This window comes from Tropicimonas aquimaris (assembly GCF_042676185.1).
Classification (GTDB): Bacteria; Pseudomonadota; Alphaproteobacteria; order Rhodobacterales; family Rhodobacteraceae; genus Tropicimonas; species Tropicimonas aquimaris.
Genome location: NZ_JBHTJT010000012.1, coordinates 201337 through 227999, shown reverse-complemented (window position 1 = coordinate 227999; position 26663 = coordinate 201337). Strand labels below are relative to the sequence as shown.

Below are 26663 nucleotides of genomic sequence, written 5' to 3'. Positions count from 1 at the left end.
GAGGCCCTGCGGCATCGGGTATCATCTGGGCTTGCGGTCCGATAGCTGGTTGAATTCGCACTGGCCCCGGCTAACCTCGGCGGAAATCGCACGTTCACAGCGGACCCCGGCCCATGCGACTGCTCAAGGAACCCCTGTTACACTTCCTACTGCTCGGAGCCGGATTGTTCGCCTGGTATTCGGTTCGGGCACCTGAAGTGCCGGCACAGGACGCGAGCCCGCAGATCGTCATCGACGCACAGGATGTCGACAGGCTTATCGTGCAGTACCGCGCCACCTGGCGCCGCCCGCCGACGGTAGCCGAACTCGAGGTGATGATTGACGGACTGGCCCGCGAGGAGGTCCTGGTGCGCGAGGCACGGGAGATGGGACTCGACGTGGGCGACAGCGTGATCCGTGGCCGGCTGACCCAGAAAATGGATTTCCTGACGACCTCGGTTGCCCAGTCCATGGAGCCCGAGGACGCGGTTTTGCAGGAGCACCTTGAGACCAATGCCGACCGTTTCCGAACGGACGGGCGGATTGCCTTCGAGCAGGTCTACCTCGGCACCGCGCCCGACGAGGCCGCCACCAAGCAGATCCTCGCGCATCTCGAGGCAGGCAAGCCCTCGGACAGTCTGGGACAGCCGACCCTGCTGCCACCGGACCTGCCCCCGAGTGCGCGCACCGCGATCGACGCGACCTTTGGCAGCAGGTTCTTCGAGCAGCTTCAGGGTCTCCCGGTAGGAGCGTGGCAGGGACCGGTGATCTCGGGCTACGGCTCACACCTCGTCCGTGTGACGGCACGCGAGGAGGCACGACTGCCCACAGTGGACGAGATCCGCGAGGCCGTGCTCTTCGACTGGCGCCGCGTGATGTCCGAGACCCTCACCGAGGCGCAATACGAGCAACTCGCGGCCCAGTACGAGATCACGCGCCCGGACCTGTCGGAATGGGCCGACCAGGTGCTGCAATGAAACTCCTGCGCCAGATCTGCCTCGGCCTGGCTCTGCTGTTCGCGTCGATGGGCTCGGCCCAGGCCCATGCGCTGGAGCCTGGCTTCGTGGAGCTGCGCCAGATCGCGCCGGAGAGTTTTCGCGTATTCTGGCGAAAGCCCGATGTGAATGGCACGCCCATGGCCATCGAGGCCATGCTGCCCGATAACTGCACGCCGATGCAGGGCAACGCCCCGCAGTTCGATGGCGCCGCTTGGGCTTCGGCCTGGGTGGCGGAATGCCCCGGCGGGGTCAGCGGCGGGCGACTCTGGATCGAGGGGCTGGAAAGCCAGCGGACGGACGTGTTGCTGAGCCTGCAATTCCTGGACGCTTCCGGCACCACGCACCGGCTCACCCCGGAGGCAACGGGCTATGACATCCCGGAGGAGCCATCGACCTGGGGGGTCTTTACCAGCTACTTCCAGCTCGGGTTCTCGCACATCCTCGAAGGCCTCGACCACCTGCTCTTCGTCTTCGCGCTGCTCGTTCTGATCCGCGATCCCTGGCGATTGCTGGGCGCGATCACCGCCTTCACCCTTGCCCATTCGATCACGCTGGCGCTGGCGAGCCTCGGGGTCCTCTCCGTGCCCGGACCGCCCGTCGAAGCAACCATCGCGCTCTCCATCGTGTTCCTCGCGGTCGAGATCCTGAAGCGCGAGCAGGGCGCCGAGCGGATGAGCGAACGCTACCCTTGGGTGGTTTCCTTCACGTTCGGGCTGCTGCATGGGCTCGGTTTTGCCGGGGCGCTGAACGAGATCGGGCTGCCGGAGGGCGACATTCCCGCGGCGCTTCTGGCCTTCAACCTCGGGGTGGAAGCCGGCCAGATCGCCTTTGTCGCGGGCATCCTGATGGCGATCACGTTCCTGCGGTTGGCGCTGCCGCGTCTGCTGGAGGCCGCCCGCGCCCCGCATTCCGTCACCACGAATGCCATGGGCTATGCAATCGGCTGCGTGGCCACGATCTGGCTCGCGCAGCGGGTCGCGGCTTTCTGATCCACGCAAAAGGGCGCCCGAAGCCGGGCGCCCTGATGCTCAAGCAGCGTAAGCTCAGCCCTCGGGCGTGAACCAGATCGGCGAGGTATAGGCGCGCTCCTGGTGCACGGTCTCGGCCCCTTCCGGGATCTCCACGCCGAACCGCACGGCGTCATAGACCACCCAGCGGGGCGTCGGGATTTCCAGCACACGCGCGTAGTAGAACGCCTTCTGCAACGGATCGAACTCCGGGTCGGTCCAGACAGCCGCAAGCTCCGCCGCGCCGATGGTATTGCTGTAGCCGGCCGCTTCAAGATCCACCGTATTGCCGACATCGGGCAGCTTGCCGTCATCGCCCGGTGCACGGTCGCCGGACCAGGCGACGTCAAACACCTTCTCGTTCAGCGAACCATCGGCATTCATCCAGCCCTTGACGATCTGGATGCGGTCGAGGTTTGCGCCGATCGGGTCGCGCAAGGCATAGGCCATGAAGGTCGGCGCCGTCGCGCCATCCGGCGCGGCCCGCAGGTCGCCGCCCATCGGCACGCCGCGCCCGTAGCCGGCAAAGGCCGGTTGACGGGAGCGCAGGTCGTTCTCGGTGAAGTCCCAGCCACCGAAGAACCGCACCATCATGCGTGGACCAGTGGTGGCATAGGTCTCGCGCCGCTGCATCGCATCCCAGAGGGCATGGCGGGTGTTCTCTTCGGCCCAGACACCGGTATAGCCGGAGGCCACCAGCTGGTATCCCTCGAAGGCGCCGATGTCGGTCTTTGTAAACGGATGCGACATCCGCGTCGGCGAGGGTTCGGCATTGGTTGCCTTGCCGAAGAAATTATCGGAATCGGCCGTCGCCAGCGACGTGTGGCTGTCGGTCGAGCCGATAGCGCCGAACTTGTAGGGGTTGATGCCGAGCTTGGTCTCGAGCGCCATCCCCTGTTTCAGCGCCTCGCGGGCGTATTCGTGCTTGAGCATGTCCGGCGTCTTGGCCTCGGTCAGATCTAGGTTGCCGACGTCCCAGGTCTCGTAATCGGCGAATTCATCGTCGGGGCTCAGCGCGGGGTGCGTCTCGCCGTCGCCCTTGATCTGGGTGTATTCGTAGAGCGGCTCCCATCGCGCGCGCAGGTTAACGTAGTTCTGGTCAACCGGCGCGCCGGTATACTGCTGCTCGGTCGGGAACATCAGTCCGTTGGACAGGTTGCCGTTGTGTGCAATCGCAAAGGCCCGGCCGCCTGTCTTGTCCTCGTAGGTTTGCAGCCACGAGTATAGATCTAGCGGGTCGGTCGACCCGATGGGTGCCTGCGTGACCATCGGTTCGACCATCAGCGCCCGGTCGCCATTGTCGCGCATGACCACGTTGCGGTGCAGGTTGTTGCCCTTGACAAGTGAGGTCCACTCGTACCCGATAAAGGCGGTGAAGGTGCCCGGATCGTTGTATTCCTCGGCCTTCTGGACCACCGTCTCCCAGATCGAGGCATAGATCGTGGAGCCGGGCGAATACTGCGCCATCAGCTCGGGGTCTATCGCGGCCTGAGAGAATGTGGTGATCAGGTCGAGCGCTGCGGCGGCACTGGCCTCGCCCCCTTCGGCCAACCCCTCGGCCCAACGGCGGCTCTGGTCGAAGCCCATGATGTTGGGCTTCTGTTCCTTGATGTCGAAGATCATGCCCATGCCGTCGGAATGGTCGGCCAGCACCAGCCAGTCGAGCGGCCGGGCAAGCTTCACCGGTTGGCCGGAGGCTGCCATCACCTGCTCGCCGCGGGCAAAGCGGTAGGCGGTGTCATGGCCGGTGGTGTTTCCGAAGAGGCCGGCATCCACCGAGTAGCCCGTGTGCAAATGGGTATCGCCCCAGAAAACCCGGCTCGGGAAGGCCCGCTCGGCATAGGGCGAATAGACCTTTCCGGGATACAGTCCTTCTATGGAAGCCTCTGATGGAATGAACTGGGCGGCCGCTGGCAATGCCGTGAAGGCGAGACAGACGGCGGCAGATGCGCGAAATAACATGAACTCCTCCCGATTAGCTCATACTCAGGCTACGAAGAAGACTCACGCCTAACCCCGGGACCATCCATAGCTTATCATGGACTCAGCAGTCTGTCGGCCCCGGCAATCGGGACCGACCGTCGCGCTACGGCGGAGACAATGGATGTCTGGGATCAGCCCAGGTGGCTGGCCACAGCTCGTGCGATCACGCGCTCCTCGTCCGTCTGGACCACCAGCACCTTGACCGGGCCGGTGCCGATGCTCTCGGTCCCCCGGGTCTGGTTCGCGCCGGCGTCGATGGTCACGCCGAGGAACTCAAGCCCTTCGCAGACGCGCTCGCGGATCTGCCAGGCGTTCTCGCCAATGCCGCCGGTAAAGACCAGCGCGTCGATGCCGCCGCCCATGGCGGCAAGGGCGCCGATCTCGCGCTTCACGCGGGCGACGAAATAATCCACCGCCTCCTTTGCGCTCTCGGCGTCGGATTCCAGCAGCGTCCGCATGTCGTTGGAGATACCCGACATGCCCAGCAGGCCGGATTTCTTGTAGATCAGGTCCGAGATGTCCTTGCTCGCCATCCCGTGGTTGTCCATCAGGTAGAGGATCACCGACGGGTCGATCTGGCCGGTGCGGGTGCCCATGGGCAGGCCGTCGACCGCCGAGAAGCCCATCGAGGAGGCGATGGAGCGGCGTCCCTTGACGCAGCACATCGAGGCCCCGTTGCCGAGGTGGGCGATCACGACGCGGGCGTCCTGCAGGTCCGGGTAGGTCTCCTCGACATAGCCCGAGACGTAATCGTAGCTCAGACCGTGGAAGCCGTAGCGGCGCACACCCTCTTCGAAGAACTTCCGCGGGAGCGCATAAGTGTCGTTCACGAAGGGATGGGAGCGGTGGAAGGCGGTGTCGAAACAGCCGACCTGGATCGCATCCGGAAAGGCCTCCATGGCCGCGCGGATCCCGGCGAGGTTGTGCGGCTGGTGCAGCGGCGCCAGCGGCTCGAGCCCGGCAAGTTCCGTCAGGATCTCGTCGTTGAGCACCGCGGGGGCGAGGTGCCCTGTGCCGCCATGCACGACGCGGTGCCCGACGCCGGTGACCGCATTGTCCCCCAGGATCGGCTGGATCGCATCGAGGATCGCCTTGAGACCGGCCTTGTGGTCGGCCTGGCCAAGATCCGTCACGGCCTTGGTGCCGTCATGCTTGAGGATCAACTTCGCTTCGGGACCGAGGCCGTCGATCTGACCGACAGCGACTTCCTCCGGCTCTCCGCCACCATCGCCCTCTCCGCGCAGATAGACGGAAAACTTGATGGAACTGGACCCGGCATTCAGGGTCAGGATTGCGGACATCGGCTGTCTCCTTTGCGGCGGCTCGCGCGGCAAACATACCCGGCGAACACGAAAATCCTCCCCTGCCCTCCGATTACTGTGCCCCACCCTGGACGGCAACGCCGCCGGGGCCGGATCGGATGCGTTGCATCATCGCACGTGCGGCCCGCCGCTAGCCGGCTGTCGGGTGCTCCAGCGCGAGATTGAGGAACTTGTTCTCGGCGGTGATCGGGCGAGACCAGAGCCAAGCGAAGGTCTGTCGCAGGTCGGCCCCGGCGTGCAGGATGTCGTGCACCGCGCGGCTCACCGGCATCGCGACGCCGATCCGGTCGGCGAGGTCGATCACCGAGATCGCGTTCACTTCGCCCTCCACCACCACCGGATTGCCTTCGAACACGTTCTCCCGCGCGATCCCCTCCCCGAGCTGCACGCCGAAATGCATGTTGCGCGACGTCGTCGAGGAGCAGGTCAGCGTCAGGTCGCCGATGCCCGAAAGGCCGGCGATAGTCTCGCGCCGCCCGCCAAGCGCCTCGGCCATAGTCTTCATCTCGTCGATCCCCCAGGTGATGAGCGCGGCACGGGTGTTCTCGGCAAAGCCCGCGCCGGTCATCATCCCACAGGCGATGGCGATCACGTTCTTGACCGCGCCGGCCACCTCCACGCCCACGAGATCGTCGCTCACATAGGGCCGGAACGCGTCCGAGCCGAGCGACAGGGCCAGTCGGGAGGCCGGCGCGGCATGGGGCGCGCGCCGGTCGGCCTGCGCGAAGGGAAAGGCGAGGGTCACTGCGGTGGGATAGTTGAGCGCGGTCTCCCGCGCAAAGGTCGGCCCGGAAAGAGCGCCGATCGCGTGCCGGGGCAGTTCCTCGCTCGCCACCTCGCTCAGGAGCTTGCCGGAGCCCGTCTCGATCCCCTTGGCGCAGAGCACCACCGGCGCGGCAGGCTCGATATGCGGCGCGACCTGGCGGCAGATCTCGCGCAGGGTCACCGAGGGCGTGACCAGCAGCACGCAATCGGCGCCCCTCAGCGCTTCGGCCATGTCGGACGTGGCCACGATCCCGTCCGGCAGGTGGATGCCGGGCAGGTAGCGCAGGTTGACCCCGGTCTTGCTGATCGTGGCGATATCCTCGGGATTGCGTCCCCAGAGCCGGACGCGGCGCCCCGCCCGCGCGGCCACCAGCGCAAGCGCCGTGCCCCAGGCGCCGGCTCCGATCACGGCAATTGTGCCGTAGGGGCCGGTCGCGGCATCCCCTGCCGGGGTCTCGCCAGCTGCGACGCGCGATATCATGGCCACACTCCTTGCTTGCGTAAGCTCCTGATCTTCCCTTCTTGCGCGGCTTGCGGCGCTCCGCAAGCGTGGCCGGTCCGCCCCTTTCCGAAAGCGTCCCGAATGCTATGGTGCCACCAGCCCCTATCGAGGGCGACACACGCCCGAGGGGCAGACCGCTCACCACGCCCGTATCCAAACCCGCCGGAGGCCGCTTCCCCGTGTTTCAACGCCTGCGCAAGACCCTGTCGCTCCTCGGAGCCATCTTCAACGGGATCGGCACCCGCCACCTCGGCTTGATCGCGGCGGGGGTGGCCTTCTATGGGCTGCTCGCGATCTTCCCGGCGATCACCTCCATCGTCACGCTCTGGGGCTTCTTCGCCGATCCGGACCTCGTCGAGCAGGAGCTCGCGACCTACCGGGAGGTGATCCCGGAAGCCGCCTTCGGGATCATCGACGCGCAGGTCAGCGCCATCGCCTCCGGGCCGAAGGAGGTGCTGGGCTGGGCTTCCGCAGTGTCGATCGGCGCCGCTCTCTGGGCCAGCCGGGCCGGCGTCGCCGCGATGATCGGCGGGCTCAATGCTGTCTACCAGACCCCGCCGCGCGGCGGGCTACGCTCGATGGCCTTTGCGCTGCTGCTGACCGTGGTGCTGATCGCCGTTGCGCTCGTCGCGATGGCGACCGTGGTCGTCACCCCCGTCCTGCTCGCCTTCCTGCCGCTCGGGCCGTTCACCGGGCTGGTGCTGGAAATCCTGCGCTGGCTGATCGGCGGCGGGGTGGTTCTGCTGGGCATCGGGCTGCTCTACCGGCTCGGACCAAACCGCGACGGCCGGCGCAGCGACCTGCTCTCCCCCGGCTCGATGCTGGCGGTCGTGCTTTGGGCGCTCGTCTCCTGGGGGTTCTCGACCTACCTGGAGAACTTCAACCGCTACAACGAGATCTACGGCTCGCTCGGCGCGGTGGTGGCGATGCTGATGTGGTTCTATCTCAGCGCCTTTGTCGTCCTCCTCGGCGGGCTGACCAACGCCGAGATGGAGGCACGGGTGATAGAGGCGTCTCCGGAAGCCGCGCCCGGGGAGCCGTCGGAACCCGCTCCGCAAACAGCTCCGCTCGAAATCGACGAAGACCGCAGGACCGACAGCCAGCCGGCAGAGGCAACTTCCTGACACGCCCTTGCCCGAGGGATGCAGAGCGCGTAAGCCGCGCCCGACCGACCGACGGAGCCCAGAATTGGTGTTCACCTATCGCCTCGCCCTGACCCTCGCGGCCCCGCTCGCCGCGGGATATTTCGCGCTCCGGCTGGCCCGCGGCCGCGAGACGCTGGCCGACCTCCGCGAGAGGCTTGGCCGCGGCGCATCCGGCGAGGCCGCGGCCGGCCCGTTGATCTGGCTGCACGGCGCCTCCAATGGCGAGCTGACCTCCGCCCGCGACCTGATCGAGACGCTTCTGCGCGAGGCGCCGGATTGCCGGATGGTCGTCACCTCCAACAGCCTCACGGGGCGCGACATGGTGCGGGGATGGGGGCTGGACCGGCTCGAGGCGCGGCTCGCGCCGCTCGACTACCGCCCCTGCCTCGCGGCCTTCCTCGACAACGAACGCCCGTCGCTCCTGATCCTGCTGGAGGGCGATCTCTGGCCGAACCGCATGGAGATGGCCGCAAAGAGGGGGATCCCCGTGGCGATGATCTCGGCCCGCATCTCCGAACGCAGCGCCGCGAAATGGCATCGCCGTCCCGGCATGGTCAGGCGCCTGTTCGAGCCGGTCCGGCTGTTCTCGGCGCAGGACGCGGCCTCAGAGAGCAAGTTCCGGGAGCTTGGCCTGCCGCCCGAGCGCATTGTCGCGCCGGTGACGCTGAAGGCCTCTGTCCAGTTGCCCGCGCCGGACGCAGACCTGATGACACAATACCGGGAGGTGTTCCCGCGGGAGGATACCTGGCTCGCGGCCTCGACCCACGAGGGCGAGGAAGGACAGGTGCTGGCCGCCTTCGAAATCGCCCGCCGCGCCCGGCCGTCGCTGCGGATGATCCTCGCCCCGCGGCACCCCGCACGCAGCGCCGAGGTCCGGGCGCTGCTCGAGCGCACAGGGCTGCGCTTCCGCACCCGTTCCGCCGGAGACGCCCCCGACAAGGGGAGCGACGTCTACCTCGCCGACACCCTTGGCGAGATGCCGCTGTGGTATGCCCTCAGCGGCCAATGCTTCGTCGGGGGATCGCTCGTGGCGAAGGGCGGGCATACGCCCTATGAGCCGGCCCAGTTCGGCAGCGCGATCCTGCACGGACCGGACCTGCGCAATTTCGCCGAAACCTACGCCGCGCTCGATGCGGCCGGCGGCGCCATCAAGGTCGCCGATGGACCAGCCCTGGGCGAGGCGCTCGCCCGGCTCGATCCACCGGCGCTGGATTCGCTCGCGGAAAGGGCGACGGCCGCCTTGGCAGGCGGTACCGGAAAGGGAATGGACAGCCTTGTCGAAAAGACGCTGCGCCTTGCCGGGATCGACCGCCGTAATTGACGGGCGTTCCGGAAGGACGCCGCGCGGCCCGTATCAGGGCGCGTTCACATCGGACAGCACGGCCAGCACGCCCAGCAATACGAGAATGCAGATGGCCAGCGCCGTCATCCAGTTGCCTATCGCGATGGTCAGAACTTCGGCACCTGCGCCAAACTGGTAGACAGCGATCCCGATGAGCGCGGCGAGAAAGCTCGCAAGCGCCACCAGCAGCGGAATAAGGGTTTTCTCGATCAGGTTGCGTCCAACCAGGCGCGGCCCGAGGCGCTCGGCCCCCGAGTCCCTTTCGTCGAGCGGCCGGCGAAATGCGCCGTCTGCTCCGGTGGGGCCGGCATCACGGCCGGCAATCCCTTGAAATCGGTTAGTCATCTATCAAACGTCCTTGGCATTCTGCGAACACGAGGGCCGCACGTCTCTCATCGGTCAAACGCTGCTCAACGCTCGACCGGTGGTGTAAGGCGACAGACTTGGTCTTGCTCGCTCCTATGTAGACGAAGGATTGGCGGCGGATACGTCCGCCGCGCACCGACCGCACAACTGATGCATGTTCGCATCTGTTAACGGACAAGATGTAGCGGGATTCCGCCGGGTCAGCGAAAGATCAGCAGGTTTCCACCCAAACTGCCCATGCTCGGATTCCGGGCTTTGCACAGCGACAAGGCAGACGGTCGACAAAGGCTTCGAAATCGACGTTCGACGAGAGGGGATACAAGCGCTTCGGTGTCAAGCGCGCGACGGACGCAGGGCACGGTGCGAAAGGCAAGCCGGGCGCTGATGCGGGAACTTCGGGGCCGGCCGGGGCTGCTGGCCCGTCCCTCCGCCGGGTGTTCCGGCGCGCACCGGGCGGGAAAAACGGAACTGCCGGCCAGTGGCCGGCAGGTCAGGAGACGGAATATCTTGTCCCGTTCCAGAGCCCCCGGCCAACGCCGGGGGTCGGACGGCTCAGAGCTGCGCTGCAACCTCGTCGGAGACCTCGAGGTTGGCGGTGACCCGCTGAACGTCGTCGTCGTCCTCGAGCGCCTCGATCAGGCGCATCAGTTTCTGCGCGGTCTCGAGGTCCAGTTCGGTGGTGGTGGTCGGTTTCCAGACCAGCTTGGTCGATTCGGATTCGCCCAGCGAGGCTTCCAGCGCGGTGGAGACCTCGTTCAGGTCGGTATCGGCACAATAGATGATGTGCTCGTTCTCGTCGGATTCCACGTCCTCGGCACCGGCCTCGATCGCGGCTTCCATCACGGTGTCCGCGTCGCCGGCGGAGGCGGGATAGGTGATCTCGCCCTTGCGCTCGAACATGAAACCCACCGAGCCGGTCTCGCCGAGGTTGCCACCGTTCTTGGAAAAGGTGGAACGCACGTTGGAGGCGGTGCGGTTGCGGTTGTCGGTCATCGCCTCGACAATGACGGCCACGCCGCCGGGCCCGTAGCCTTCGTAGCGGATCTCTTCGTAATCGTCCCCGTCACCCGCCACGGATTTCTTGATCGCGCGGTCGATCACGTCCTTGGGGACGGAGTTCGACTTGGCTTCCTTCACCGCCAGGCGCAGGCGGGGGTTCTTTTCGGGGTCCGGGTCGCCCATCTTTGCGGCGACGGTGATTTCCTTCGAGAGCTTGGAAAACAGTTTGGAGCGGGCAGCGTCCTGACGCCCCTTGCGGTGCTGGATGTTCGCCCATTTTGAATGGCCGGCCATGGGTCTTCTCCGTTCGGATCAATGCTTGGATCGGTTTGCGCGTCCATAGCCCATTGGCCCCACCGGGGGCAATCCCATGGTATGTGCTCCCGGCTTCGGCTCGCCGCTCAGAGCGGCCAAAGCAACGGGATCAGGAAGGAGGTCATGAGACCCATCGAGAGGTTGAGCGGGATGCCGACCTTGAGGAAGTCCGCGAAGCGGTAGCCTCCGGGGCCGTAGACCATCATGTTGGTCTGGTAGCCGATGGGCGTCGCGAAACTGGCCGAGGCCGCGATCATGACGGCGATCACCAGCGGGCGCGGATCATAGCCGAGCGCCGCCGCCATGCCAATTGCGACCGGGGTCACCACCACCGCCACGGCGTTGTTCGACACCAGTTCAGTCATGATCGAGGTCAGCAGGTAGATCGCCCAGACCACGAGAAACGGCGGCAGCGAGGCGAGCGCCGGCGACACCGCCTGCACAACCAGCTCGACCGCGCCCGAGGCATCGAGGGCTGCGCCAACGGCGAGCATCGAAAAGATCAGCGCCAGCAGCCGCCCGTCGACAAAGGAAAACGCCTCGTCGGCGTCGATGCAGCGGGTAATGAAAACCAGCGCCACGGCGAGGAAGGACAGCAGCAGTATCGGCGCCACGCCAAGCGCCGCCAGCAACACGATCGCGATCAGCGCCGCGATGGCGACCGGCGCACGGTCGCGGCGGAAGGCACGGGCCGACGGGCGGGCGATGTCGACCAGCCCCATGTCCTGCGCCAGCCGCCGGATATCCTCCGGCGCGCCTTCGAGCAGCAGCGTGTCGCCCACGCGCACCACGAGATCGTCGAGCTGGCGGCCGATGTTCTGGTTCCGGCGATGCACCGCCAGCGGGTAGACACCGTAGCGGCGGCGCAGGCGGAGTTGGCCGAGGGTGCGGCCCACCATGCGGGCGCCGGGGGAGATCAGCACCTCCACCGTCTCGGTCCGCACCGAGCTCAGCTTGTCCACGGTGCGCAGGTTCTTGTTTTCTTGGAGGCTCAGCAGCTCGCTCATCTGGGTCCGCAGAACCACCCGGTCCCCCGGCTCCAGCTCCACCGACCGCAGATCGCGCCGGAGCGAGGCATCGCCGCGCAGCACGTCGATCACACGCACGCCCTCGCGCTTGAAAAGGTCGATCTCCATCACCTTCTGGCCGATCAGCCCGCTGTCCTCGGGCACCGCCAGTTCGGTGAAGAACTTCATCCGCGTCTTGTCGGAGAGCACGTCCGCCATGCTGTCGCGGTCCGGCAGCAGCCGGGGCGCGATGAAACGCAGGTAGATCATGCCCCAGGCGACGACGAAAACCGCCAGTGGGGTAACCTCGAAGATGCCGAATGGGGCCATGCCGTTGGCGCGGGCCACACCGTCGACCAGCAGGTTGGTCGAGGTGCCGATCAGCGTCAGCGTGCCCCCCATGATCGCGGCATACGAGAGCGGGATCAGCATCTTGGAGGCCGGCCGCTTCAAGGTGCGCGCGATCTGGACCACGACGGGGATCATCACCACGACGACGGGCGTGTTCGAGACGAAGGCCGAGGCCGTCACCACGAAGCCCATCAACGTGCCGATCGCGAGCTTCGGGTTCTGCTCCGCCTGCCGTTGAGCGATCTGGGTAAACCAGTCGAGCGCCCCGGTCCGCACCAGCGCGCCCATAACCAGAAACATCATGGCGATGGTCCAGGGGGCCGGGTTGGACAGCACGGTGAGCGCATCATCGTAGGGCAGGATGCCGGTGACCAGCATCACCGCTGCACCGATGATGGCGACGACCTCGGCGGGGAAGACCTCGCGCGCGAAGAGCAGGAACATCACCGCCACGACCATCAGCGCCAGCACTGCCTGTCCCGTTGCCCCGAGGAGAAAGAGTTCCATTCACCGCCCTGCGATTGCCACGCGCGCCATCCTTAGCGCCGCAATCCCCCGGTGCAAGGGATCATTGCCCCCCTGCCCGTCCGGGACCGGCAGCACGCGGACCTGCCCGGCTTTGCGGCAGATGCGCGCAAATCGCATTCCGAAAAGACGGTTTTCCTGCTGACGAAGAGTTCATGGGGGCGCAATTGGCGGATCGTGGCATGATGCTCCCATTGCCTGACGTTCCCGAAACCACCGAGGAGACTTTGATGCGCAATTTCGTCCGCCACATTGCCCGGCTCGCCCTCGCCTGCCTGCTCCTGCCCGGCATGGCAATCGCCCAGTCCGAGGCCGACCGGCGCCCCTCCCACTGCATCGCGCTGGTGGAGAACGTCCCGGGGCTCGAGGTGATCTGGCGCGCCGGCTACCGCGACCCGCTGCCGGAACATACGGTGCGGCTGAACTACATCGACCACTCGATGTACCTGCTCCAGACCCCGGGCGGCCTGAACGTGATCACCGATTACAACGGATTCACCGGCCCTGCCGCGCTGATCCCGGACGTGGTGACCATGAACCATTCGCACACGACCCACTGGACGGCCAACCCCGACCCGGCCATCCCGCACGTGCTGCAGGGATGGGACGACACCGGCGCGCCGGCCGATCACCACCTCGATCTCGGCGAGATGCTGGTGCGCAACGTGCCGACCGACATCCGCTCGCGTTACGGCAGCGGGGTGGAGCCCGACGGCAATTCGATCTTCATCTTCGAGGTCGCCGGGCTTTGCATCGGGCATCTCGGCCACTTGCATCATGAACCCAACCCGGAGCAATACGCCGCCATCGGGCGACTCGACGTGGTGATGGCGCCGATCGACGGCGGGATGACCTTGCCGACGGAGGTGATGATCCGGGTCCTGCAGCGGTTCCGCGCCTCGATCGTGCTACCGATGCACTGGCATTCGGGCAACTCATTGGACCGCTTCCTCGCCGGTGTCGCGAATGATTTCCGGATCGAACGTCGCGAGGAGCGGATGCTGGAGGTATCGCTTCGCGACCTGCCCTCCGAGCCGACGGTCATCGTCCTGCAGCCGCGTTTCCTCGGATTCAACGACGAGGGCCAGTGACTTGCGCCACTGAGCGACGCGCCCCACCTTGCACCGACCTGCCTCGCGTGATTGATCGACGCAGGAGGTGACAGGATGCTGAACCCGGTATCTGCCGAAATCGAGGCCGCGCTGCACGCCGAACTGCCCCGTTCCGCGTTCCGGCCGCTGGAGCCGCGCTATCTCGAGGAACCGCGCGGGCGGTTCCACGGCGCCGACGCGCTGCTGGTGATCCCCTCCTCGGTCGAGGAGGTCACACAAGTCATCAGAATGGCCGCCGCGCACCGCGTCGGCGTGCTGCCCTATGGCGGCGGCACCGGGCTGGTCGGCGGGCAGGTCGCCGGAGATCTGCCGCGGCCGATCCTGTTGTCGCTGGAACGCATGAACCGGGTCCGTGGCGCCTATCCGGCCGAGAACGTGCTGGTGGTCGAGTCCGGCGCCATCCTTGCCGACGTGCAGCAGGCCGCCCGCGACATCGACCGCATGTTCCCGCTCTCGCTTGCCTCGGAGGGCTCGGCCCAAATCGGCGGGCTGCTCGGGGTCAACGCCGGCGGCGTCAATGTGCTGCGCTACGGCAACAGCCGCGACTTGTGCCTTGGGCTGGAGGCGGTCCTGCCGGACGGGTCGATCCTGCGCGGGCTGAAACGCCTGAGGAAGGACAACACCGGCTACGATCTCCGCAACCTGCTGATCGGCTCGGAAGGCACGCTTGGCGTGATCACCGCCGCCAGCCTGCGTCTCTACCCCCGCCCGGCCGAAAAGGGCGCGGCCTTCCTGGTGGTGGACACGCCGGCCGCGGCCGTGCAGCTTCTGGCAATGGCGCAGCGGCGCATGGGCGATGCTGTCTCCGCTTTCGAACTGATCAGCGGCATGGGGCTCGAATTCCTGCATCAGAAGATGCCCGACGTGCGCCAGCCCTTTGCCCCCCGTCCCGCCTGGATGGTGCTGATCGGGCTCGGTGTGACCGGCGGCCAGACCGCCGAAGCGGAGTTCGAAGGGCTATTCGAAGAGGCCGCCGAGGCCGGGCTCGTCCGGGACGGCGTGATCGCGCAGAACGAGACGCAGCGGCTGGCCTTCTGGCATGTTCGGGAATCCATTCCGGAGGCGAACCGCCGTATCGGCGCGGTCTCTTCGCACGACATTTCAGTGCCGATTTCCGCGATCCCCGATTTCATTGCGCGTGGGCGCGAGGTGGTTGCTGACCTCGGGGATTTCCGGATCAACTGCTTCGGCCACCTCGGCGACGGCAACCTGCATTACAATGTCTTTCCGCCCGACGGGGCGGCCGCCAGCGACTTCGCCGCTCAACGTGGGGCCGTCACCGCTGCGCTGCACGACCTGGTGGAAGAATTCGAGGGCTCGGTCAGCGCCGAACACGGGATCGGACGGCTCAAGGTGGGGGATCTCGAGCGCTACGGCGACCCCACGAAACTGGCCGCGATGCGCGCCATCAAGGCAGCCCTCGACCCGCACGGCATCATGAACCCCGGCGCGGTCCTGCGCATGGGGTGAGCCGGCTCACGGCTCCGCAGGTTTATTCCCTGTGTCGAAGGGCGGACCGGGGCGCTGCCCCGGACCCCGAGGTATTTGGCTTCCAGGAGAAGCTGGGCGCGTCGTGACCCTCAGGCGCCCTCGAATTCGCAGAGCGCATGGACGTCCATGCCGAGCGCCTCGAGGCGTTTGCGGCCGCCAAGCTCCGGCAGGTCGATCACGAAGGCGCAGCCGACGACATCGCCGCCCAGCCGTTCGACCAGCCGGATACCGGCCTCCGCGGTGCCGCCCGTCGCCAGCAGGTCGTCGACCACCAGGACGCGGGCACCGGGCTCGATGGCGTCGTCGTGGATCTCCACCACCGCCTCGCCGTATTCCAGCGTGTAGGCCTCCGAGATCACCGGACCGGGCAGCTTGCCCTTCTTGCGGATCGGCACGAAACCGACCGAGAGCTGGTGCGCCACCGCACCCCCGAGGATGAAGCCCCGCGCCTCCAGCCCGACGACGCAATCGATTGGCGTGCCGGCATAGGGGTGCAGAAGCTGGTCGACCGCGATCCGCAGGCCGCGGGGATCGGCAAAGAGCGTGGTCACGTCGCGGAACATGATCCCTTCATGGGGAAAATCGGCGATGGTGCGGATATAGTCCTTGACCGTCTTGTGGCGCGCCATGGGTGTTTCCTTCTGACTGTCGACATTTCCCGAAGTGCAGTTCGCACCTCACCCGATCGATCATGGCCGGGGCAAGGCCGGCGTGGCGCCAAACCACGCGGACGTGCCATCTTGCCGCGTCCGATCCGCTGCAAGGGCTAGATTCCGAGCAGCCGCGCGCCCCGCGCGCGGCCGCGCCCAACGGGAGGAGGCGCATCTGCGATGCGTCGACGACGGGCGGGAGCCCATGGCCTAACGCACTTCCGTCCGACCCCGGCGATCCGCCCGGAGGTTGGAATAGAGCACGTGGTTCCGCCAACGGCCCGCGATCTGCAGGTAGCTCTGCGCCACCCCCTCGTACTTGAAGCCGCATTTCTCCAGGCAGCCCCGCGACGCCGCGTTTTCCGGCAGGCAGGCGGCCTCGATCCGGCTCAGGTCCAGCGTCTCGAACGCGTGATGCGTCAGCGCGGTGATCGCCTCCCGCATGTACCCGCGCCGGGCGAAGGGTTCGCCGATCCAGTAGCCGAAGGTGCCGGCCTGGGCCGGTCCACGGCGAATGTGGTCGAGCGTGATGGCTCCCATCAGCGCATCGTCGTCACGCCGGACCAGGAAAAGCGGCAGCGCCGTGCCCGCACCGAGCGACCGCTGCGCCCAGTAGACCCGGTTGGTGAACGCCTTCCGGCTGAGGTGATCGGGCGCCCAGAGCGGCTCCCACTTTTCCAGAAAGGCGCGCGAGTCCCGCCGCAGGCAGCTCCAGGCCCGGAAATCGCCGTGCATCGGCGGGCGCAGGACCATCCGCTCGGTCACGATACGCACCTTTTTCCGGCCAAGCCGCATCAGGCCGCAAGCCTCTCCTGTAACTCCGCCAGTTCCGGGGCGCTTTGCGCCGGACCGTAGAGCGCAAGCGCGGTGCGTCCGGCGCCTGCGAGATCGGCGGCAAAGCGGGCGATGCTGGCGCGGTCGACGGCTTCGATCCGTTCCACCGTCTCGTCGAGCGGGGGCACCCTGTCCCAGATCGCAACCATACGGGCGAGGCGCTCAGCCCGTGCCGAAGGGCTCTCCAGCCCCATCAGCAGCCCGGCCTTCATCTGCGCCCGGGCGCGATTGACCTCTTCCTCGCTCACATCGTCCGCCACGCGGCGCAACTCGTCGATGGTCAGCTTCGCGAGCTGGCCGATCTCCTCGGCGGACGTGCCGGCGTAGATCGTCATCATGCCGGTGTCGGCATAGGCGCCCGCTTGCGCGAAGATCGTATAGCAGAGCCCGCGCTTCTCCCGCACCTCCTGAAACAGGCGGGAAGACATGCCGCCTCCGAGGAGGGTCGAATAGACCTGCGCGGTGTAGACATCGGGATGCGAGTAGAACGGGCTCTCCAGGGCCAGCGCGAAATGCACTTGCTCGAGCTTGCGAAGCTCGCGCCGCTCACCACCGTGGAAAACGGCCACGTCATGTGTGCTGAGCTGGACCGGCGAGAGATGGCCGAAGAGCTTCTCGGCGAGCCGGACGATCTCGTCGTGGTCCACGGCGCCGGCGGCAGAGAGAACCATTTGCCCCGGCCCGTAATGCTCTGCCACGAAACCGGCGAGGTCCTCGCGCTCGAAGCCGCTGACCCGTTCCGTGGGCCCAAGGATCGTGCGGCCGAGCGCCTGGCCCGGATAGGCGGCCTCCTGCAGCCAGTCGAAGATCACGTCATCCGGCGTGTCGAGCGCCTGGCCGATCTCTTGCAGGATCACCCCGCGCTCGACCTCGATCTCCTTCTGCTCGAAGACCGGGTTCAGCACGATGTCGGACACCACGTCGAGCGCCAGTGGCACGTCAGCCTTCAGGACCCGCGCGTAATAGGCCGTGGCCTCGCGCGAGGTGTAGGCGTTGATGAACCCGCCGACATCCTCGATCTCCTCGGCGATCTGCAGCGCGCTGCGCCGCTTCGTCCCCTTGAAGGCCATGTGCTCCAGGAAATGGGCAATGCCGTTCTGCTCGATCCGCTCGTGCCGTCCGCCAGCATTGACCCAAAGCCCGACGGCCGCGCTCTCCAGCCCGGGCACCGTCTCCGTGACGACGCGCAAGCCATTGGCAAGTCTCTCAAGATTCACGCTCAACCGGCGCGCCTTTCCCGTATCAGATCTTCGATGGCGCCAAGGTCGTTGGCGACCCGCGACACCCGTTCCGATCGCTCATACAGGTCCGCCATGCGATTGGGAAGAGGCGGGCGGAGACCTGTGGCGGCCTCGACCGCGTCGGGGAACTTGGCCGGATGGGCGGTCGCGAGCGTGATCATCGGCGCAGTCCCGAGGTGTTCTTCGGCCACTTTCACCCCCACGGCGCTGTGCGGGCAGAGGATCTCGCCGGTCTCCGCGAAGAGGCGCGCGATGGTGGCGGAGGTCTCGTCCTCCGAGGCGCGTCCGGAGGCAAATGTCTCCTGCAAGGTCTGCAGCGCGCCCTGGCTGATGTGGAAGCCGCCGTCGGACTTCAACTCGTCCATCAGTTGCGCCACGGCGGCACCATCGCGGCCGTAGGCGTCGAACAGCGCGCGTTCGAAATTCGAGCTGACCTGGATGTCCATCGAGGGACTGATCGAGGGGGCGACCTCGCTGGTCATGTAGCCGCCGGTGCTCAGCGCCCTGTGCAGGATGTCGTTCTGGTTGGTGGCGACCACCAGCCGCTCGATCGGCAGCCCCATGCGGCGCGCGATATAGCCGGCGAAGATATCGCCGAAATTGCCGGTGGGCACGGTGAAGGAGACCGCGCGATGCGGCGCGCCGAGCGCCGTGGCGGCACTGAAGTAATAGACGACCTGCGCCAGCACGCGCGCCCAGTTGATCGAGTTCACGCCTGCGAGCGCGACCGCGTCCCGGAAGGCGAAGTCGTTGAACATGTCCTTCACCCGGGCCTGGCAATCGTCAAAATGGCCATCGAGCGCGAGGGCGTGGACATTGGCCTCGGACGGCGTGGTCATCTGACGGCGCTGCACCTCGGAGACGCGGCCATGCGGGAACAGGATAAAGACATCCACCGCGTCGAGCCCGCGGAACGCCTCTATCGCCGCGGAACCGGTGTCGCCCGAAGTCGCGCCGACGATCGTGACCCGCTCGCCGCGCCGCTTCAAAGCCAACTGGAAGAGCTGGCCGATGAGCTGCATCGCGAAGTCCTTGAAGGCCAGTGTGGGCCCGTGGAACAGCTCGAGCAGGAAATGGTTGGGGGCGAGTTGCACCAGCGGCGCGCGGGCGGCATGGCCGAAGCCCTCGTAGGCGCGTGCGATGATCTCGCGGAACTCTTCATCGGTGAAGCTCTCGCCGAGGAACGGCTGCATCACCCGAAAGGCGATCTCCTCGTAAGGAAGGCCGGCGAGCGCGGCGATGGCCTCGGGGGGCATCTGCGGAATGTTCTCGGGCACGTAGAGTCCGCCGTCACGGGCGAGCCCAGTGAGCATGGCCTCCTCAAAGGACAGAACGGGCGCCTTGCCGCGGGTGGAGATGTATTTCATTGCGCCTCTCTCGTGTCTGCGGAGCGCCTGGGCCCGGCGATGCACCGATGGCGCTTGCGGGAGCCTCCGGCGGGGATATTTCTGGACAGGTGATGAGAGCGGTTACCCTTTCCCATCAGCGCTGCGACGGTCGCCGCGTGAGATACGCCAGAGTTGCAGCGCTGTCATCCCCAACCACACAAGCGCGAGGCCGAACCACGTCACGGCATAGCCGAGGTGGTCATTCGGGATGCCGGAGCTGTCCACCGGCAGCGGGGTGATCGAGGCGTCGGAGCCGGAGCTCATGCGGGCGATCACGAGGATCGGCTCGGTGCCCAACTCGTCGGCCATCACGTCGACTTCGCGGGCGTACCAGTAATTCGTCGCCGGATCGTTCTCCGGCGTATAGCGGTCGCGCTCGTCAGGCCAGTGCAGGTTGCCGGTGATCATGAGCGTGGCCGCCGGCCGTCCCGCGTCCTTCCGGTCCGCAGCCACGAAGCCCCTGTCGAGCAGGATTCGACGCCCCTCTTCGGTGGTGAAGCCAGTGATGATCCGGAAGCCGGCTCCGAGCTGACGGGTCGAAACCAGGACATGCAACTCGCGCGGGTCGGTGCGCCCAGAGACCTCGACTGGCAGGAACCGGTCCTGCTCGGGATCGGGCGTGGCCGGCAGCGGAACGGGATCGGCCGCGATGCGCTGGTCGATCTCCTCCAGGATCGCTTCCTTCCACTCCAGGCGCTGAAGCTGCCAGACGCCAAGCCAGATCAGGATCGCCGCGCCGACCAGTCCGATTGCCAGCGGTGCCAGATAGCGTCGCACCTGCGCGCCCTCCTTCAATGAGAACGGGGCCCGGTCAGTCCCGCGCCCCGCTTCTTCTTGGATCAAATACCCCCGCCGGAGGCAAGCGGCCTTCCGGCTCAGCCGCCCCAGATGTAAACGGCGGTGAACAGGAACAGCCAGACGACGTCCACGAAGTGCCAGTACCAGGCGGCGGCCTCGAAGCCGAGGTGGCTTTCCTGGGTGAAGTGGCCGGCCCGCACCCGCAGGTAGCAGACAAACAGGAAGATGGTGCCGATGATCACGTGCGCTCCGTGGAAGCCGGTCGCCATGAAGAAGTTGGCGCCATAGATGTTGCCGGAGAAGCCGAAGGCGGCGTGGCTGTACTCATAGGCCTGGAAGAAGGTGAACAGCAGACCGAGTGCCACGGCGAGGATGAGGCCGGTGGCCATGTCCTTGCGGTTGTTCTCGTGGACGAGGGCGTGGTGTGCCCAGGTGGCTGCGCACCCCGAGAGCAACAGGATCAGCGTGTTGATCAGCGGCAGGTGCCAGGGATCGAACGTCTCGATGCCCACCGGCGGCCAGACGCCGTCTACGGCCGGGCTTTCGGGGCCCATCGGGTACATGGCGTGCTTGAAGAACGACCAGAACCAGGCGGCGAAGAACATCACCTCGGACATGATGAAGAGGATGAAGCCGTAGCGCAGTCCGATCAGCACCACCGGCGTGTGATCGCCTGCATGCTCCTCGGCGATCGTCTCGGCCCACCACGCGTACATGGTGTAGAGCACCAGCACGAGGCCGATGAAGAACAGGAACGGGGTGATGGAGTGCATCCACAACACCGCGCCGAACAGCATGATGAAGGCCCCCACCGCGCCCAGGAACGGCCAGATGGACGGCTGCAGGATATGGTAGTCGTGGTTCTTTTCGTGAGCCATTGGAAGTCCCTTGCGCGTTATTCGTCGGCGATCACAAGCGCCGCCTGCTCTTCGGGCAGGTCAATCTCGTAGAAGGTGTAGGAAAGGGTGATCTGCGGCGTGTGCTTCGCGTCGCGATCCTCGAGGATCTCCGGATCGACGTAGAAACTGACCGGCATCTGCACCGTCTCGCCCGGCTGCAGGACCTGCTGCTCGAAGCAGAAGCAGTCGATCTTGACGAAGTAGTTCCCGGCGTCGAACGGAGCGACATTGTAGCTGGCCGAGCCCGCCACGGGGCGATCGGTGGGATTATGGGCCTCGTAGAAGGCCAGACCGGTCTCGCCGAGGCGGATGGTCATTTCCCGCTGCATCGGCTTGAAGCTCCAGGGCATGCCCCGCTCGAGCGAACCGTCGAAGCGCACCTTGATCGTCTCGTTCAGGACAACATCGGAGCCCGCGTCGGCGGTGTTCGTCGTGCCGCCGTAGCCGGTGACCTTGCAGAACATGTCGTAAAGCGGCACCGACGCCCAGGCGAGCGAGCCCATGACAAAGACCACGCTCAGGGTCTGGGCGAGCGTCCGCTTCGGGCCTGTGAGGTTGCGAAAGATCACTGTGACACCTCCCCCGCGACCATACCCGTTCCCAGCACGTCCTCGCCATTGCCGATCTTGACGATGGTCATGCCAAAGACGATGCCGACAAAGGCGAGCAGCAGGATCCCGAGCCCGAGATTGCGCCCCTTGCGGCGCTCGTGCAGTTCATGGGTCGCCCGGATCATGCCCAGCCTCCAAACACTCCGAGGGCGCGCAGCGTGGCGTCGGCCAGCAGCGCCGAGAAGTGGAGGAAGAGATACCACAGCGACAGCTTGAAGAACCGCTTTTCTTCGCCATAGGCGTCTGCCTCGGCTTGCGGCGTGTTGCGCTTCCAGATTTTCCAGGCGCCCACCAGGAACCGGAAGTTCAGCACCAGCGCGGCGACGAGATAGACCGGACCGCCGATCGAGGTGACGGCGAGGCCCAGCGAACAGGCGGCCAGCAGCACCGTGTAGGCGAGGATGTGGCGGCGGGTGGCGTCGTGGCCGTGGGTCACGGTCAGCATCGGCACGCCGGCATCGTCGTAGTCGGACTTCATGAACAGCGCCAGCGCCCAGAAGTGTGGCGGCGTCCAGATGAAGATCAGCGCGAACATCAGCACCGATTCGACCGAGATCCCGCCCGTGGCGACCGCCCAGCCGATCATCGGAGGGAACGCACCGGCTGCACCGCCGATGACGATGTTCTGCGGCGTCCAGCGCTTGAGCCACATCGTGTAGATCACGACATAGAAGAAGATGGTGAAGGCCAGCAGGCCGGCGGCGAAGAGGTTGGCTGAAAGCGCCAGCATCATCACCGATAGGCCGGACAGCGCGACTCCGAGGCCGAGCGCCTCGCCTTCGGTCACCTTGCCAGCCGGGATCGGACGCTTCGCCGTACGGCGCATCACCCGGTCGATGTCGGCATCCCACCACATGTTCAGCGCCCCGGATGCCCCGCCGCCGATGGCGATGAACAGGACCGAGGTGAAAATGATGAAGGGATGCACAGGCACCGGCGCAACGAGCAGCCCGACCAGCGCCGTGAAGACCACCAGGGACATCACCCGCGGCTTGAGCAGGGCGAAGTAGTCCTTCAGCTCCGGCTCGGCGCTGCGGGGGACGCTGTGCAGGCTCGTGTCAGACATGGTTCACCTGTCGGCTCCTAGAGACCCGGGGCCTTACTCGGCCGAAGCCACGTCGAGGGTGCGCGGCTTGCCGGCATATTCCTCGATGGCGCTGTCGAGCCAGGCTTCGTAGGCCTCCTCGCTGACCACCTTCACTGTGATCGGCATGTAGGCGTGGGCGATGCCGCAAAGCTCGGAGCACTGACCGAAGTAGACACCTTCTTCCTCTGCCTTGAACCACAGCTCGGCAAGCCGGCCCGGCACCGCGTCCTGCTTCACACCAAAGGCCGGGATGGTCCAGGAGTGGATCACGTCGGCCGCCGTCACCTGAACGACGATGGTCTTGTTCACCGGAACCACCACCGCGGTATCGGTCGCGAGCAGGAAGTGCTCCTTCTCGTAGCCGGCCTCGATCAGCTGCGCCTCGACCTCGGGGGTCAGCTTGTTCTGGGCATCGGCGCCGATCATGTAGCTGTCGAAGGCGAACTCGTGGTCGGGGTACTCGTAGGACCAGTACCACTGGTTGCCGATCGCCTTGATGGTGACGTCGCCCTCGGGGATGATCTGCTGCTTGAAGAGCACCGGCAGCGAGAACGAGCCGATGAAGATAAGTATGATGATCGGCACCACCGTCCAGGCAATCTCGAGCGGCGAGTTGTGGGTGAAGCCCGCGGGCTCGGGGTTGCTCTTGCGGTTGAACCGAACGACGACCCAGCCCATCAGCGCGATCACGAAAAGCACGATGGCGGCGATGATCACGTTGATCATCCCGTCCAGCCACTGCAGGTCGCGCGCCAGTTCGGTCACCGCCGGCTGGAAGCCCAGCCCGCCCGGCGTCGGCGCGCCCTTCACCTCGAGATCGCCAAGCGCGTCCTGCGCAAGTGCGGCGCCGGATACAGTCAGACCGGCAAGGGCAGCCGGCAGGCCGCTCTTCAGCGTCGAAAATCGCATCAGTTATATGTCCCGTTCGCTAGTCGGCCGAAGCCGTAACGGACTCCCCCCCTGGCGGCCGCAGCCTCCGGGCGAAAGAGCCCGTTGTGTCCTGCGGTCTAGAGACCATATTACGAAAAACTGCACAACCCGGTGATTTGCGTCATCAAGTCACTTGCGAATATGTCGACAGACAGGAGCATCGCCTTGACCTCCACCGAAAATGCGCCTTTTCGCCCCTTCGAGACTCTTCTCGACAGGGAGTCCGCCCTCCGTACGCTTCAGGAAGCAACGCTCGGCGCCGACGACGGCGAAATCTTCCTGGAGCGTCGGCGGTCGGAGGCGCTGGTCTTCGATGACGGCCGCCTGAAAACGGCGAGCTACGATGCCTCCGAGGGGTTCGGGCTGCGTGCGGTGCGTGGCGAAACCGCCGGCTACGCGCATTCCACCGAAATCTCCGAGGCGGCGCTGCAGCGCGCCGCCGGAACGGCCAGGCTGGCCGTCGGCGCGGGCGGCGGCACGCTGGCAGAGGGGCCCGCGGCGACGAATCAACGGCTCTATCGCGATGACAACCCGATCTCGGACGCCGAATTTCCTTTAAAGATCCAGACCTTGCGCGAGATCGACGCCTTCGCCCGCGCCCTCGACCCGCGTGTCGTGCAGGTCTCTGCCACCCTCGCCGCCTCCTTGCAGGAAGTCACCATCCTGCGCCCCGACGGCACCATCGTGGCCGACAGCCGCCCGATGAGCCGGCTGAACGTGAGCGTGATCGTCGAGCAGGACGGGCGGCGCGAACAGGGCGGAACCGGCGGCGGCGGGCGTGCGGGCCTCGATGGCCTGCTCGACCGCACCCACTGGGAGGGCGTGACCCGCGAAGCCCTGCGCATCGCGCTGGTCAATCTCGAGGCGGAACCCGCCCCTGCCGGGGTGATGGACGTGGTGCTCGGCCCCGGCTGGCCCGGCATCCTGCTGCATGAGGCCATCGGTCACGGCCTGGAGGGAGACGCGAATCGCAAGGGCACCTCCGCCTTCGCCGGTCTGATGGGGCAGCGAATCGCCTCGCCCGGCGTCACCGTACTCGACGACGGCACGATCCCGGACCGCCGCGGCTCGATCACCGTCGATGACGAGGGCACCCCCTCGCACCGCAACGTGCTGATCGAGGACGGCATCCTCGTGGGCTACATGCAGGACCGCCAGAATGCTCGGCTTATGGGCGTCGCGCCCACCGGCAACGGCCGCCGCGAGAGCTATGCCCACGCCCCGATGCCGCGGATGACCAACACCTACATGCTCGCCGGCGACGCCTCGCCTGAGGAGATATTGTCCGAGCTGAAGGACGGTCTCTATGCCGTCGGCTTCGGCGGCGGCCAGGTCGATATCACGAACGGCAAATTCGTCTTTTCCTGCACCGAGGCCTACCGGGTGAAGGACGGAAAGGTCGGCGCGCCGGTCAAGGGCGCCACCCTGATCGGCGACGGTCCGACCGCCCTGTCGCGAATCACCGCCATCGGCAACGACATGTCCCTCGACCCCGGAATCGGCAATTGCGGCAAGGCCGGGCAATGGGTGCCGGTCGGCGTCGGCCAGCCGACCTTGCGCATCGGCGGCCTGACCGTGGGCGGCTCGGCTGCCTGACGGGTTGACGCACTGCCGGTAACGGAGGCGAGTTGGCGGGCCGAACGTTCCGGCTCATCGGCCCCTCTATGATCCGGTCTGGAATTCCGATCCGCGTTTACGAGCGATTAACCGTTTCCCCTGTAGCCATGGTGCCAGCAAGAGACGGAGCGACGACGGTTTGGATTTGTTTTCTTCCCCACCCCCCCTCGCACCACCCACCTCGGAAGGAACCCGACAGTCCTGGCTGCGTCTCTTGCGATCCCATCGGGTCGGCACCGCGACCTTCTACAGGCTCATGGCGGAATACGACGGCGACGCGGAGGCGGCTCTGGAGGCACTGCCCGGAATAGCGGCCGCGGCCGGTGTTGCCGGATACCGCCCCTGCCCCCTGGAGATCGCGGAACGGGAACTGGCCGCAGGCCGCAGCGTCGGGGCGACGCCGGTCTTCGTCGGCGAGCCTCACTACCCGTCGGCCCTTGCAGAGGTCACCGATGCGCCGCCGCTTCTTTGGGTTCGGGGGCAGGTGGCAATGAGCCGACGGGAAGCCGTTGCAATGGTCGGTGCGCGAAACGCTTCCAGCATCGGTCGCCGCACTGCTGCCACCATCGCACGCGGCCTCGGGGAAGCCGGACTTGCAGTCGCCTCCGGCCTCGCCCGCGGTATCGACGCCGAAGCCCATGCCGCAGCGCTTCCGACCGGCACAGTCGCGGTCGTCGCCGGCGGAGTCGACGTCGTCTACCCGAAGGAAAACGCCACACTCACTGCCCGAATCGCGGAGACCGGGCTGATCGTCTCGGAAATGCCGCCAGGAACCCAGCCACAGGCACGCCATTTCCCGCGCCGGAACCGCATCATATCCGGAATCGCCCGTGCCGTGCTGGTGGTGGAGGCGGCGACGAAATCGGGCAGCCTGATCACTGCCCGGGACGCACTCGACCAGGGCCGGGAGGTGCTGGCCGTTCCGGGTCATCCCTTCGATGGCCGCGCGTCGGGCTGCAACCTGCTGATTCGCGACGGCGCGACACTGGTGCGGAATGCCGATGATGTCCTCGACGCCCTCGGAGCCGCGCCTTCCAGCCGGCCTGGGACGCACCGCGCGCCAGTCCGGCGCGGCCCGGGCAGGCGCCTCGACACGGAACCCGCTCCTGCCGCGCCCGACGGCAACAGGCCGCCTCGGCTCAACCGCGACGCGCAGCATGCCGCAGTGCCGGGCGATCCGTTGCGCAACCGGATTCTGTCCTTTCTCGGACTGACGCCTCTTTCCGAGGATCAACTGCTTCGCGATCTTTGCCTGCCGGCGCCCGCCGTGGCTGAAGAACTCCTCGCGCTGGAGATGGACGGTGCCGTTGTGCGTCACCCCGGCGGACTGCTTGCCCGCAGCGCCTGATCGGCGGCGCCATCCAGAAACGGCATGCAATTCGACGCGTCCACGGGACCG

General features: G+C 66.5%; 24 protein-coding genes. 8 read left to right on the top strand and 16 right to left on the bottom strand.

Annotation, left to right across the window (positions count from 1 at the left end; genetic code table 11):
* Nucleotides 1–113 precede the first annotated feature (113 nt).
* Nucleotides 114–956 carry a peptidyl-prolyl cis-trans isomerase gene (locus tag ACFQ2S_RS11465; RefSeq protein ID WP_386074585.1) on the top strand — a complete coding sequence of 281 codons (843 nt, stop codon included), beginning with the start codon at nucleotides 114–116 and terminating at the stop codon, nucleotides 954–956.
* Nucleotides 953–1966 carry a HupE/UreJ family protein gene (locus ACFQ2S_RS11460; protein WP_386074584.1) on the top strand — a complete coding sequence of 338 codons (1014 nt, stop codon included), beginning with the start codon at nucleotides 953–955 and terminating at the stop codon, nucleotides 1964–1966. Before ACFQ2S_RS11465 ends, ACFQ2S_RS11460 begins: the two co-directional genes overlap by 4 nt.
* 54 nt (nucleotides 1967–2020) lie before the next feature.
* On the opposite strand, the gene ACFQ2S_RS11455 is transcribed toward ACFQ2S_RS11460, so the two are convergent.
* The 3 genes from ACFQ2S_RS11455 to ACFQ2S_RS11445 form a co-directional block, all read right to left on the bottom strand.
* Nucleotides 2021–3946 (bottom strand): DUF3604 domain-containing protein, encoded by a 1926-nt coding sequence (locus ACFQ2S_RS11455; protein WP_386074583.1) that lies wholly within the window; start codon nucleotides 3944–3946, stop codon nucleotides 2021–2023.
* A 152-nt stretch (nucleotides 3947–4098) separates the two neighbouring features.
* On the bottom strand, nucleotides 4099–5268 hold the full coding sequence (locus tag ACFQ2S_RS11450) for an acetate/propionate family kinase (RefSeq protein WP_386074582.1): 1170 nt from the start codon (nucleotides 5266–5268) through the stop codon (nucleotides 4099–4101).
* A 151-nt stretch (nucleotides 5269–5419) separates the two neighbouring features.
* The gene (locus ACFQ2S_RS11445; RefSeq protein WP_386074581.1) at nucleotides 5420–6535 is read right to left on the bottom strand and encodes an NAD(P)H-dependent glycerol-3-phosphate dehydrogenase; all 1116 of its coding nucleotides are present in this window, start codon (nucleotides 6533–6535) and stop codon (nucleotides 5420–5422) included.
* A gap of 200 nt (nucleotides 6536–6735) precedes the next feature.
* On the opposite strand from ACFQ2S_RS11445, the gene ACFQ2S_RS11440 reads away from it, so the two are divergent.
* Nucleotides 6736–7680 (top strand): YihY/virulence factor BrkB family protein, encoded by a 945-nt coding sequence (locus ACFQ2S_RS11440; protein WP_386074580.1) that lies wholly within the window; start codon nucleotides 6736–6738, stop codon nucleotides 7678–7680.
* Between the two features lie 67 nt (nucleotides 7681–7747).
* Nucleotides 7748–9022 carry a 3-deoxy-D-manno-octulosonic acid transferase gene (locus tag ACFQ2S_RS11435; protein WP_386074579.1) on the top strand — a complete coding sequence of 425 codons (1275 nt, stop codon included), beginning with the start codon at nucleotides 7748–7750 and terminating at the stop codon, nucleotides 9020–9022.
* A gap of 33 nt (nucleotides 9023–9055) precedes the next feature.
* On the opposite strand, the gene ACFQ2S_RS11430 is transcribed toward ACFQ2S_RS11435, so the two are convergent.
* The 3 genes from ACFQ2S_RS11430 to ACFQ2S_RS11420 all read right to left on the bottom strand — a co-directional run bounded on the left by ACFQ2S_RS11430 (nucleotide 9056) and on the right by ACFQ2S_RS11420 (nucleotide 12588).
* The gene (locus ACFQ2S_RS11430; RefSeq protein WP_386074578.1) at nucleotides 9056–9388 is read right to left on the bottom strand and encodes a hypothetical protein; all 333 of its coding nucleotides are present in this window, start codon (nucleotides 9386–9388) and stop codon (nucleotides 9056–9058) included.
* Between the two features lie 573 nt (nucleotides 9389–9961).
* On the bottom strand, nucleotides 9962–10702 hold the full coding sequence (locus ACFQ2S_RS11425) for a YebC/PmpR family DNA-binding transcriptional regulator (protein ID WP_386074577.1): 741 nt from the start codon (nucleotides 10700–10702) through the stop codon (nucleotides 9962–9964).
* 107 nt (nucleotides 10703–10809) lie between these two features.
* Nucleotides 10810–12588, bottom strand: a complete 1779-nt coding sequence (locus ACFQ2S_RS11420; RefSeq protein ID WP_386074576.1) for an SLC13 family permease — start codon at nucleotides 12586–12588, stop codon at nucleotides 10810–10812.
* Between the two features lie 248 nt (nucleotides 12589–12836).
* On the opposite strand from ACFQ2S_RS11420, the gene ACFQ2S_RS11415 reads away from it, so the two are divergent.
* Nucleotides 12837–13697, top strand: a complete 861-nt coding sequence (locus tag ACFQ2S_RS11415; protein ID WP_386074575.1) for an MBL fold metallo-hydrolase — start codon at nucleotides 12837–12839, stop codon at nucleotides 13695–13697.
* A gap of 75 nt (nucleotides 13698–13772) precedes the next feature.
* Entirely contained in the window at nucleotides 13773–15188 is a 1416-nt protein-coding gene (locus ACFQ2S_RS11410; protein WP_386074574.1) for an FAD-binding oxidoreductase, read from the top strand.
* A gap of 110 nt (nucleotides 15189–15298) precedes the next feature.
* On the opposite strand, the gene ACFQ2S_RS11405 is transcribed toward ACFQ2S_RS11410, so the two are convergent.
* The 10 genes from ACFQ2S_RS11405 to coxB form a co-directional block, all read right to left on the bottom strand.
* The gene (locus ACFQ2S_RS11405; protein WP_089234347.1) at nucleotides 15299–15838 is read right to left on the bottom strand and encodes an adenine phosphoribosyltransferase; all 540 of its coding nucleotides are present in this window, start codon (nucleotides 15836–15838) and stop codon (nucleotides 15299–15301) included.
* Nucleotides 15839–16069: 231 nt separating this feature from the next.
* Complete coding sequence (locus tag ACFQ2S_RS11400; RefSeq protein ID WP_089234348.1) at nucleotides 16070–16654, bottom strand: GNAT family N-acetyltransferase; 585 nt, start codon at nucleotides 16652–16654, stop codon at nucleotides 16070–16072.
* Nucleotides 16654–17916 (bottom strand): M16 family metallopeptidase, encoded by a 1263-nt coding sequence (locus tag ACFQ2S_RS11395; RefSeq protein ID WP_386074573.1) that lies wholly within the window; start codon nucleotides 17914–17916, stop codon nucleotides 16654–16656. The genes ACFQ2S_RS11400 and ACFQ2S_RS11395 overlap by 1 nt, the downstream gene beginning before the upstream one ends.
* Nucleotides 17913–19301: a threonine synthase gene (thrC, locus tag ACFQ2S_RS11390; RefSeq protein ID WP_386074572.1), complete on the bottom strand. Its 1389-nt coding sequence runs from the start codon at nucleotides 19299–19301 to the stop codon at nucleotides 17913–17915. Before thrC ends, ACFQ2S_RS11395 begins: the two co-directional genes overlap by 4 nt.
* Nucleotides 19302–19403: 102 nt before the next feature.
* Nucleotides 19404–20099, bottom strand: a complete 696-nt coding sequence (locus tag ACFQ2S_RS11385; RefSeq protein ID WP_386074571.1) for an SURF1 family protein — start codon at nucleotides 20097–20099, stop codon at nucleotides 19404–19406.
* A gap of 98 nt (nucleotides 20100–20197) precedes the next feature.
* Nucleotides 20198–20998, bottom strand: a complete 801-nt coding sequence (locus ACFQ2S_RS11380) for a cytochrome c oxidase subunit 3 (RefSeq protein ID WP_089234351.1) — start codon at nucleotides 20996–20998, stop codon at nucleotides 20198–20200.
* A 17-nt stretch (nucleotides 20999–21015) separates the two neighbouring features.
* A complete protein-coding gene (locus ACFQ2S_RS11375) occupies nucleotides 21016–21588 on the bottom strand; it encodes a cytochrome c oxidase assembly protein (RefSeq protein ID WP_281251221.1) in 573 nt (190 codons plus the stop codon).
* On the bottom strand, nucleotides 21585–21755 hold the full coding sequence (locus ACFQ2S_RS11370; protein WP_386074570.1) for a hypothetical protein: 171 nt from the start codon (nucleotides 21753–21755) through the stop codon (nucleotides 21585–21587). The genes ACFQ2S_RS11375 and ACFQ2S_RS11370 overlap by 4 nt, the downstream gene beginning before the upstream one ends.
* A complete protein-coding gene (cyoE, locus tag ACFQ2S_RS11365; RefSeq protein WP_386074569.1) occupies nucleotides 21752–22696 on the bottom strand; it encodes a heme o synthase in 945 nt (314 codons plus the stop codon). Before cyoE ends, ACFQ2S_RS11370 begins: the two co-directional genes overlap by 4 nt.
* A gap of 33 nt (nucleotides 22697–22729) precedes the next feature.
* Nucleotides 22730–23626, bottom strand: coding sequence for a cytochrome c oxidase subunit II (gene coxB / locus ACFQ2S_RS11360; RefSeq protein ID WP_386074568.1), 897 nt, complete (start codon nucleotides 23624–23626; stop codon nucleotides 22730–22732).
* A 186-nt stretch (nucleotides 23627–23812) separates the two neighbouring features.
* Here coxB and tldD point away from each other — a divergent pair, with 186 nt between their 5' ends.
* Together tldD and dprA are read left to right on the top strand one after the other, a co-directional pair.
* A complete protein-coding gene (gene tldD, locus ACFQ2S_RS11355) occupies nucleotides 23813–25243 on the top strand; it encodes a metalloprotease TldD (protein ID WP_386074567.1) in 1431 nt (476 codons plus the stop codon).
* A gap of 166 nt (nucleotides 25244–25409) precedes the next feature.
* Complete coding sequence (gene dprA / locus ACFQ2S_RS11350) at nucleotides 25410–26612, top strand: DNA-processing protein DprA (protein WP_386074596.1); 1203 nt, start codon at nucleotides 25410–25412, stop codon at nucleotides 26610–26612.
* Nucleotides 26613–26663: the final 51 nt, after the last annotated feature.

Bases quoted from the DNA above. Each gene is read 5' to 3' on its own strand.
- ACFQ2S_RS11460 (WP_386074584.1), top strand. From the start codon at position 953: ATGAAACTCCTGCGCCAGATCTGCCTCGGCCTGGCTCTGCTGTTCGCG.
- ACFQ2S_RS11415 (WP_386074575.1), top strand. From the start codon at position 12,837: ATGCGCAATTTCGTCCGCCACATTGCCCGGCTCGCCCTCGCCTGCCTG.
- ACFQ2S_RS11445 (WP_386074581.1), bottom strand. From the start codon at position 6,535: ATGATATCGCGCGTCGCAGCTGGCGAGACCCCGGCAGGGGATGCCGCG.
- ACFQ2S_RS11420 (WP_386074576.1), bottom strand. From the start codon at position 12,588: ATGGAACTCTTTCTCCTCGGGGCAACGGGACAGGCAGTGCTGGCGCTG.
- ACFQ2S_RS11465 (WP_386074585.1), top strand. From the start codon at position 114: ATGCGACTGCTCAAGGAACCCCTGTTACACTTCCTACTGCTCGGAGCC.
- ACFQ2S_RS11400 (WP_089234348.1), bottom strand. From the start codon at position 16,654: ATGCGGCTTGGCCGGAAAAAGGTGCGTATCGTGACCGAGCGGATGGTC.
- ACFQ2S_RS11370 (WP_386074570.1), bottom strand. From the start codon at position 21,755: ATGATCCGGGCGACCCATGAACTGCACGAGCGCCGCAAGGGGCGCAAT.
- ACFQ2S_RS11450 (WP_386074582.1), bottom strand. From the start codon at position 5,268: ATGTCCGCAATCCTGACCCTGAATGCCGGGTCCAGTTCCATCAAGTTT.
- coxB (WP_386074568.1), bottom strand. From the start codon at position 23,626: ATGCGATTTTCGACGCTGAAGAGCGGCCTGCCGGCTGCCCTTGCCGGT.
- ACFQ2S_RS11380 (WP_089234351.1), bottom strand. From the start codon at position 20,998: ATGGCTCACGAAAAGAACCACGACTACCATATCCTGCAGCCGTCCATC.
- ACFQ2S_RS11455 (WP_386074583.1), bottom strand. From the start codon at position 3,946: ATGTTATTTCGCGCATCTGCCGCCGTCTGTCTCGCCTTCACGGCATTG.
- cyoE (WP_386074569.1), bottom strand. From the start codon at position 22,696: ATGTCTGACACGAGCCTGCACAGCGTCCCCCGCAGCGCCGAGCCGGAG.
- ACFQ2S_RS11410 (WP_386074574.1), top strand. From the start codon at position 13,773: ATGCTGAACCCGGTATCTGCCGAAATCGAGGCCGCGCTGCACGCCGAA.
- thrC (WP_386074572.1), bottom strand. From the start codon at position 19,301: ATGAAATACATCTCCACCCGCGGCAAGGCGCCCGTTCTGTCCTTTGAG.
- ACFQ2S_RS11430 (WP_386074578.1), bottom strand. From the start codon at position 9,388: ATGACTAACCGATTTCAAGGGATTGCCGGCCGTGATGCCGGCCCCACC.
- ACFQ2S_RS11425 (WP_386074577.1), bottom strand. From the start codon at position 10,702: ATGGCCGGCCATTCAAAATGGGCGAACATCCAGCACCGCAAGGGGCGT.
- ACFQ2S_RS11405 (WP_089234347.1), bottom strand. From the start codon at position 15,838: ATGGCGCGCCACAAGACGGTCAAGGACTATATCCGCACCATCGCCGAT.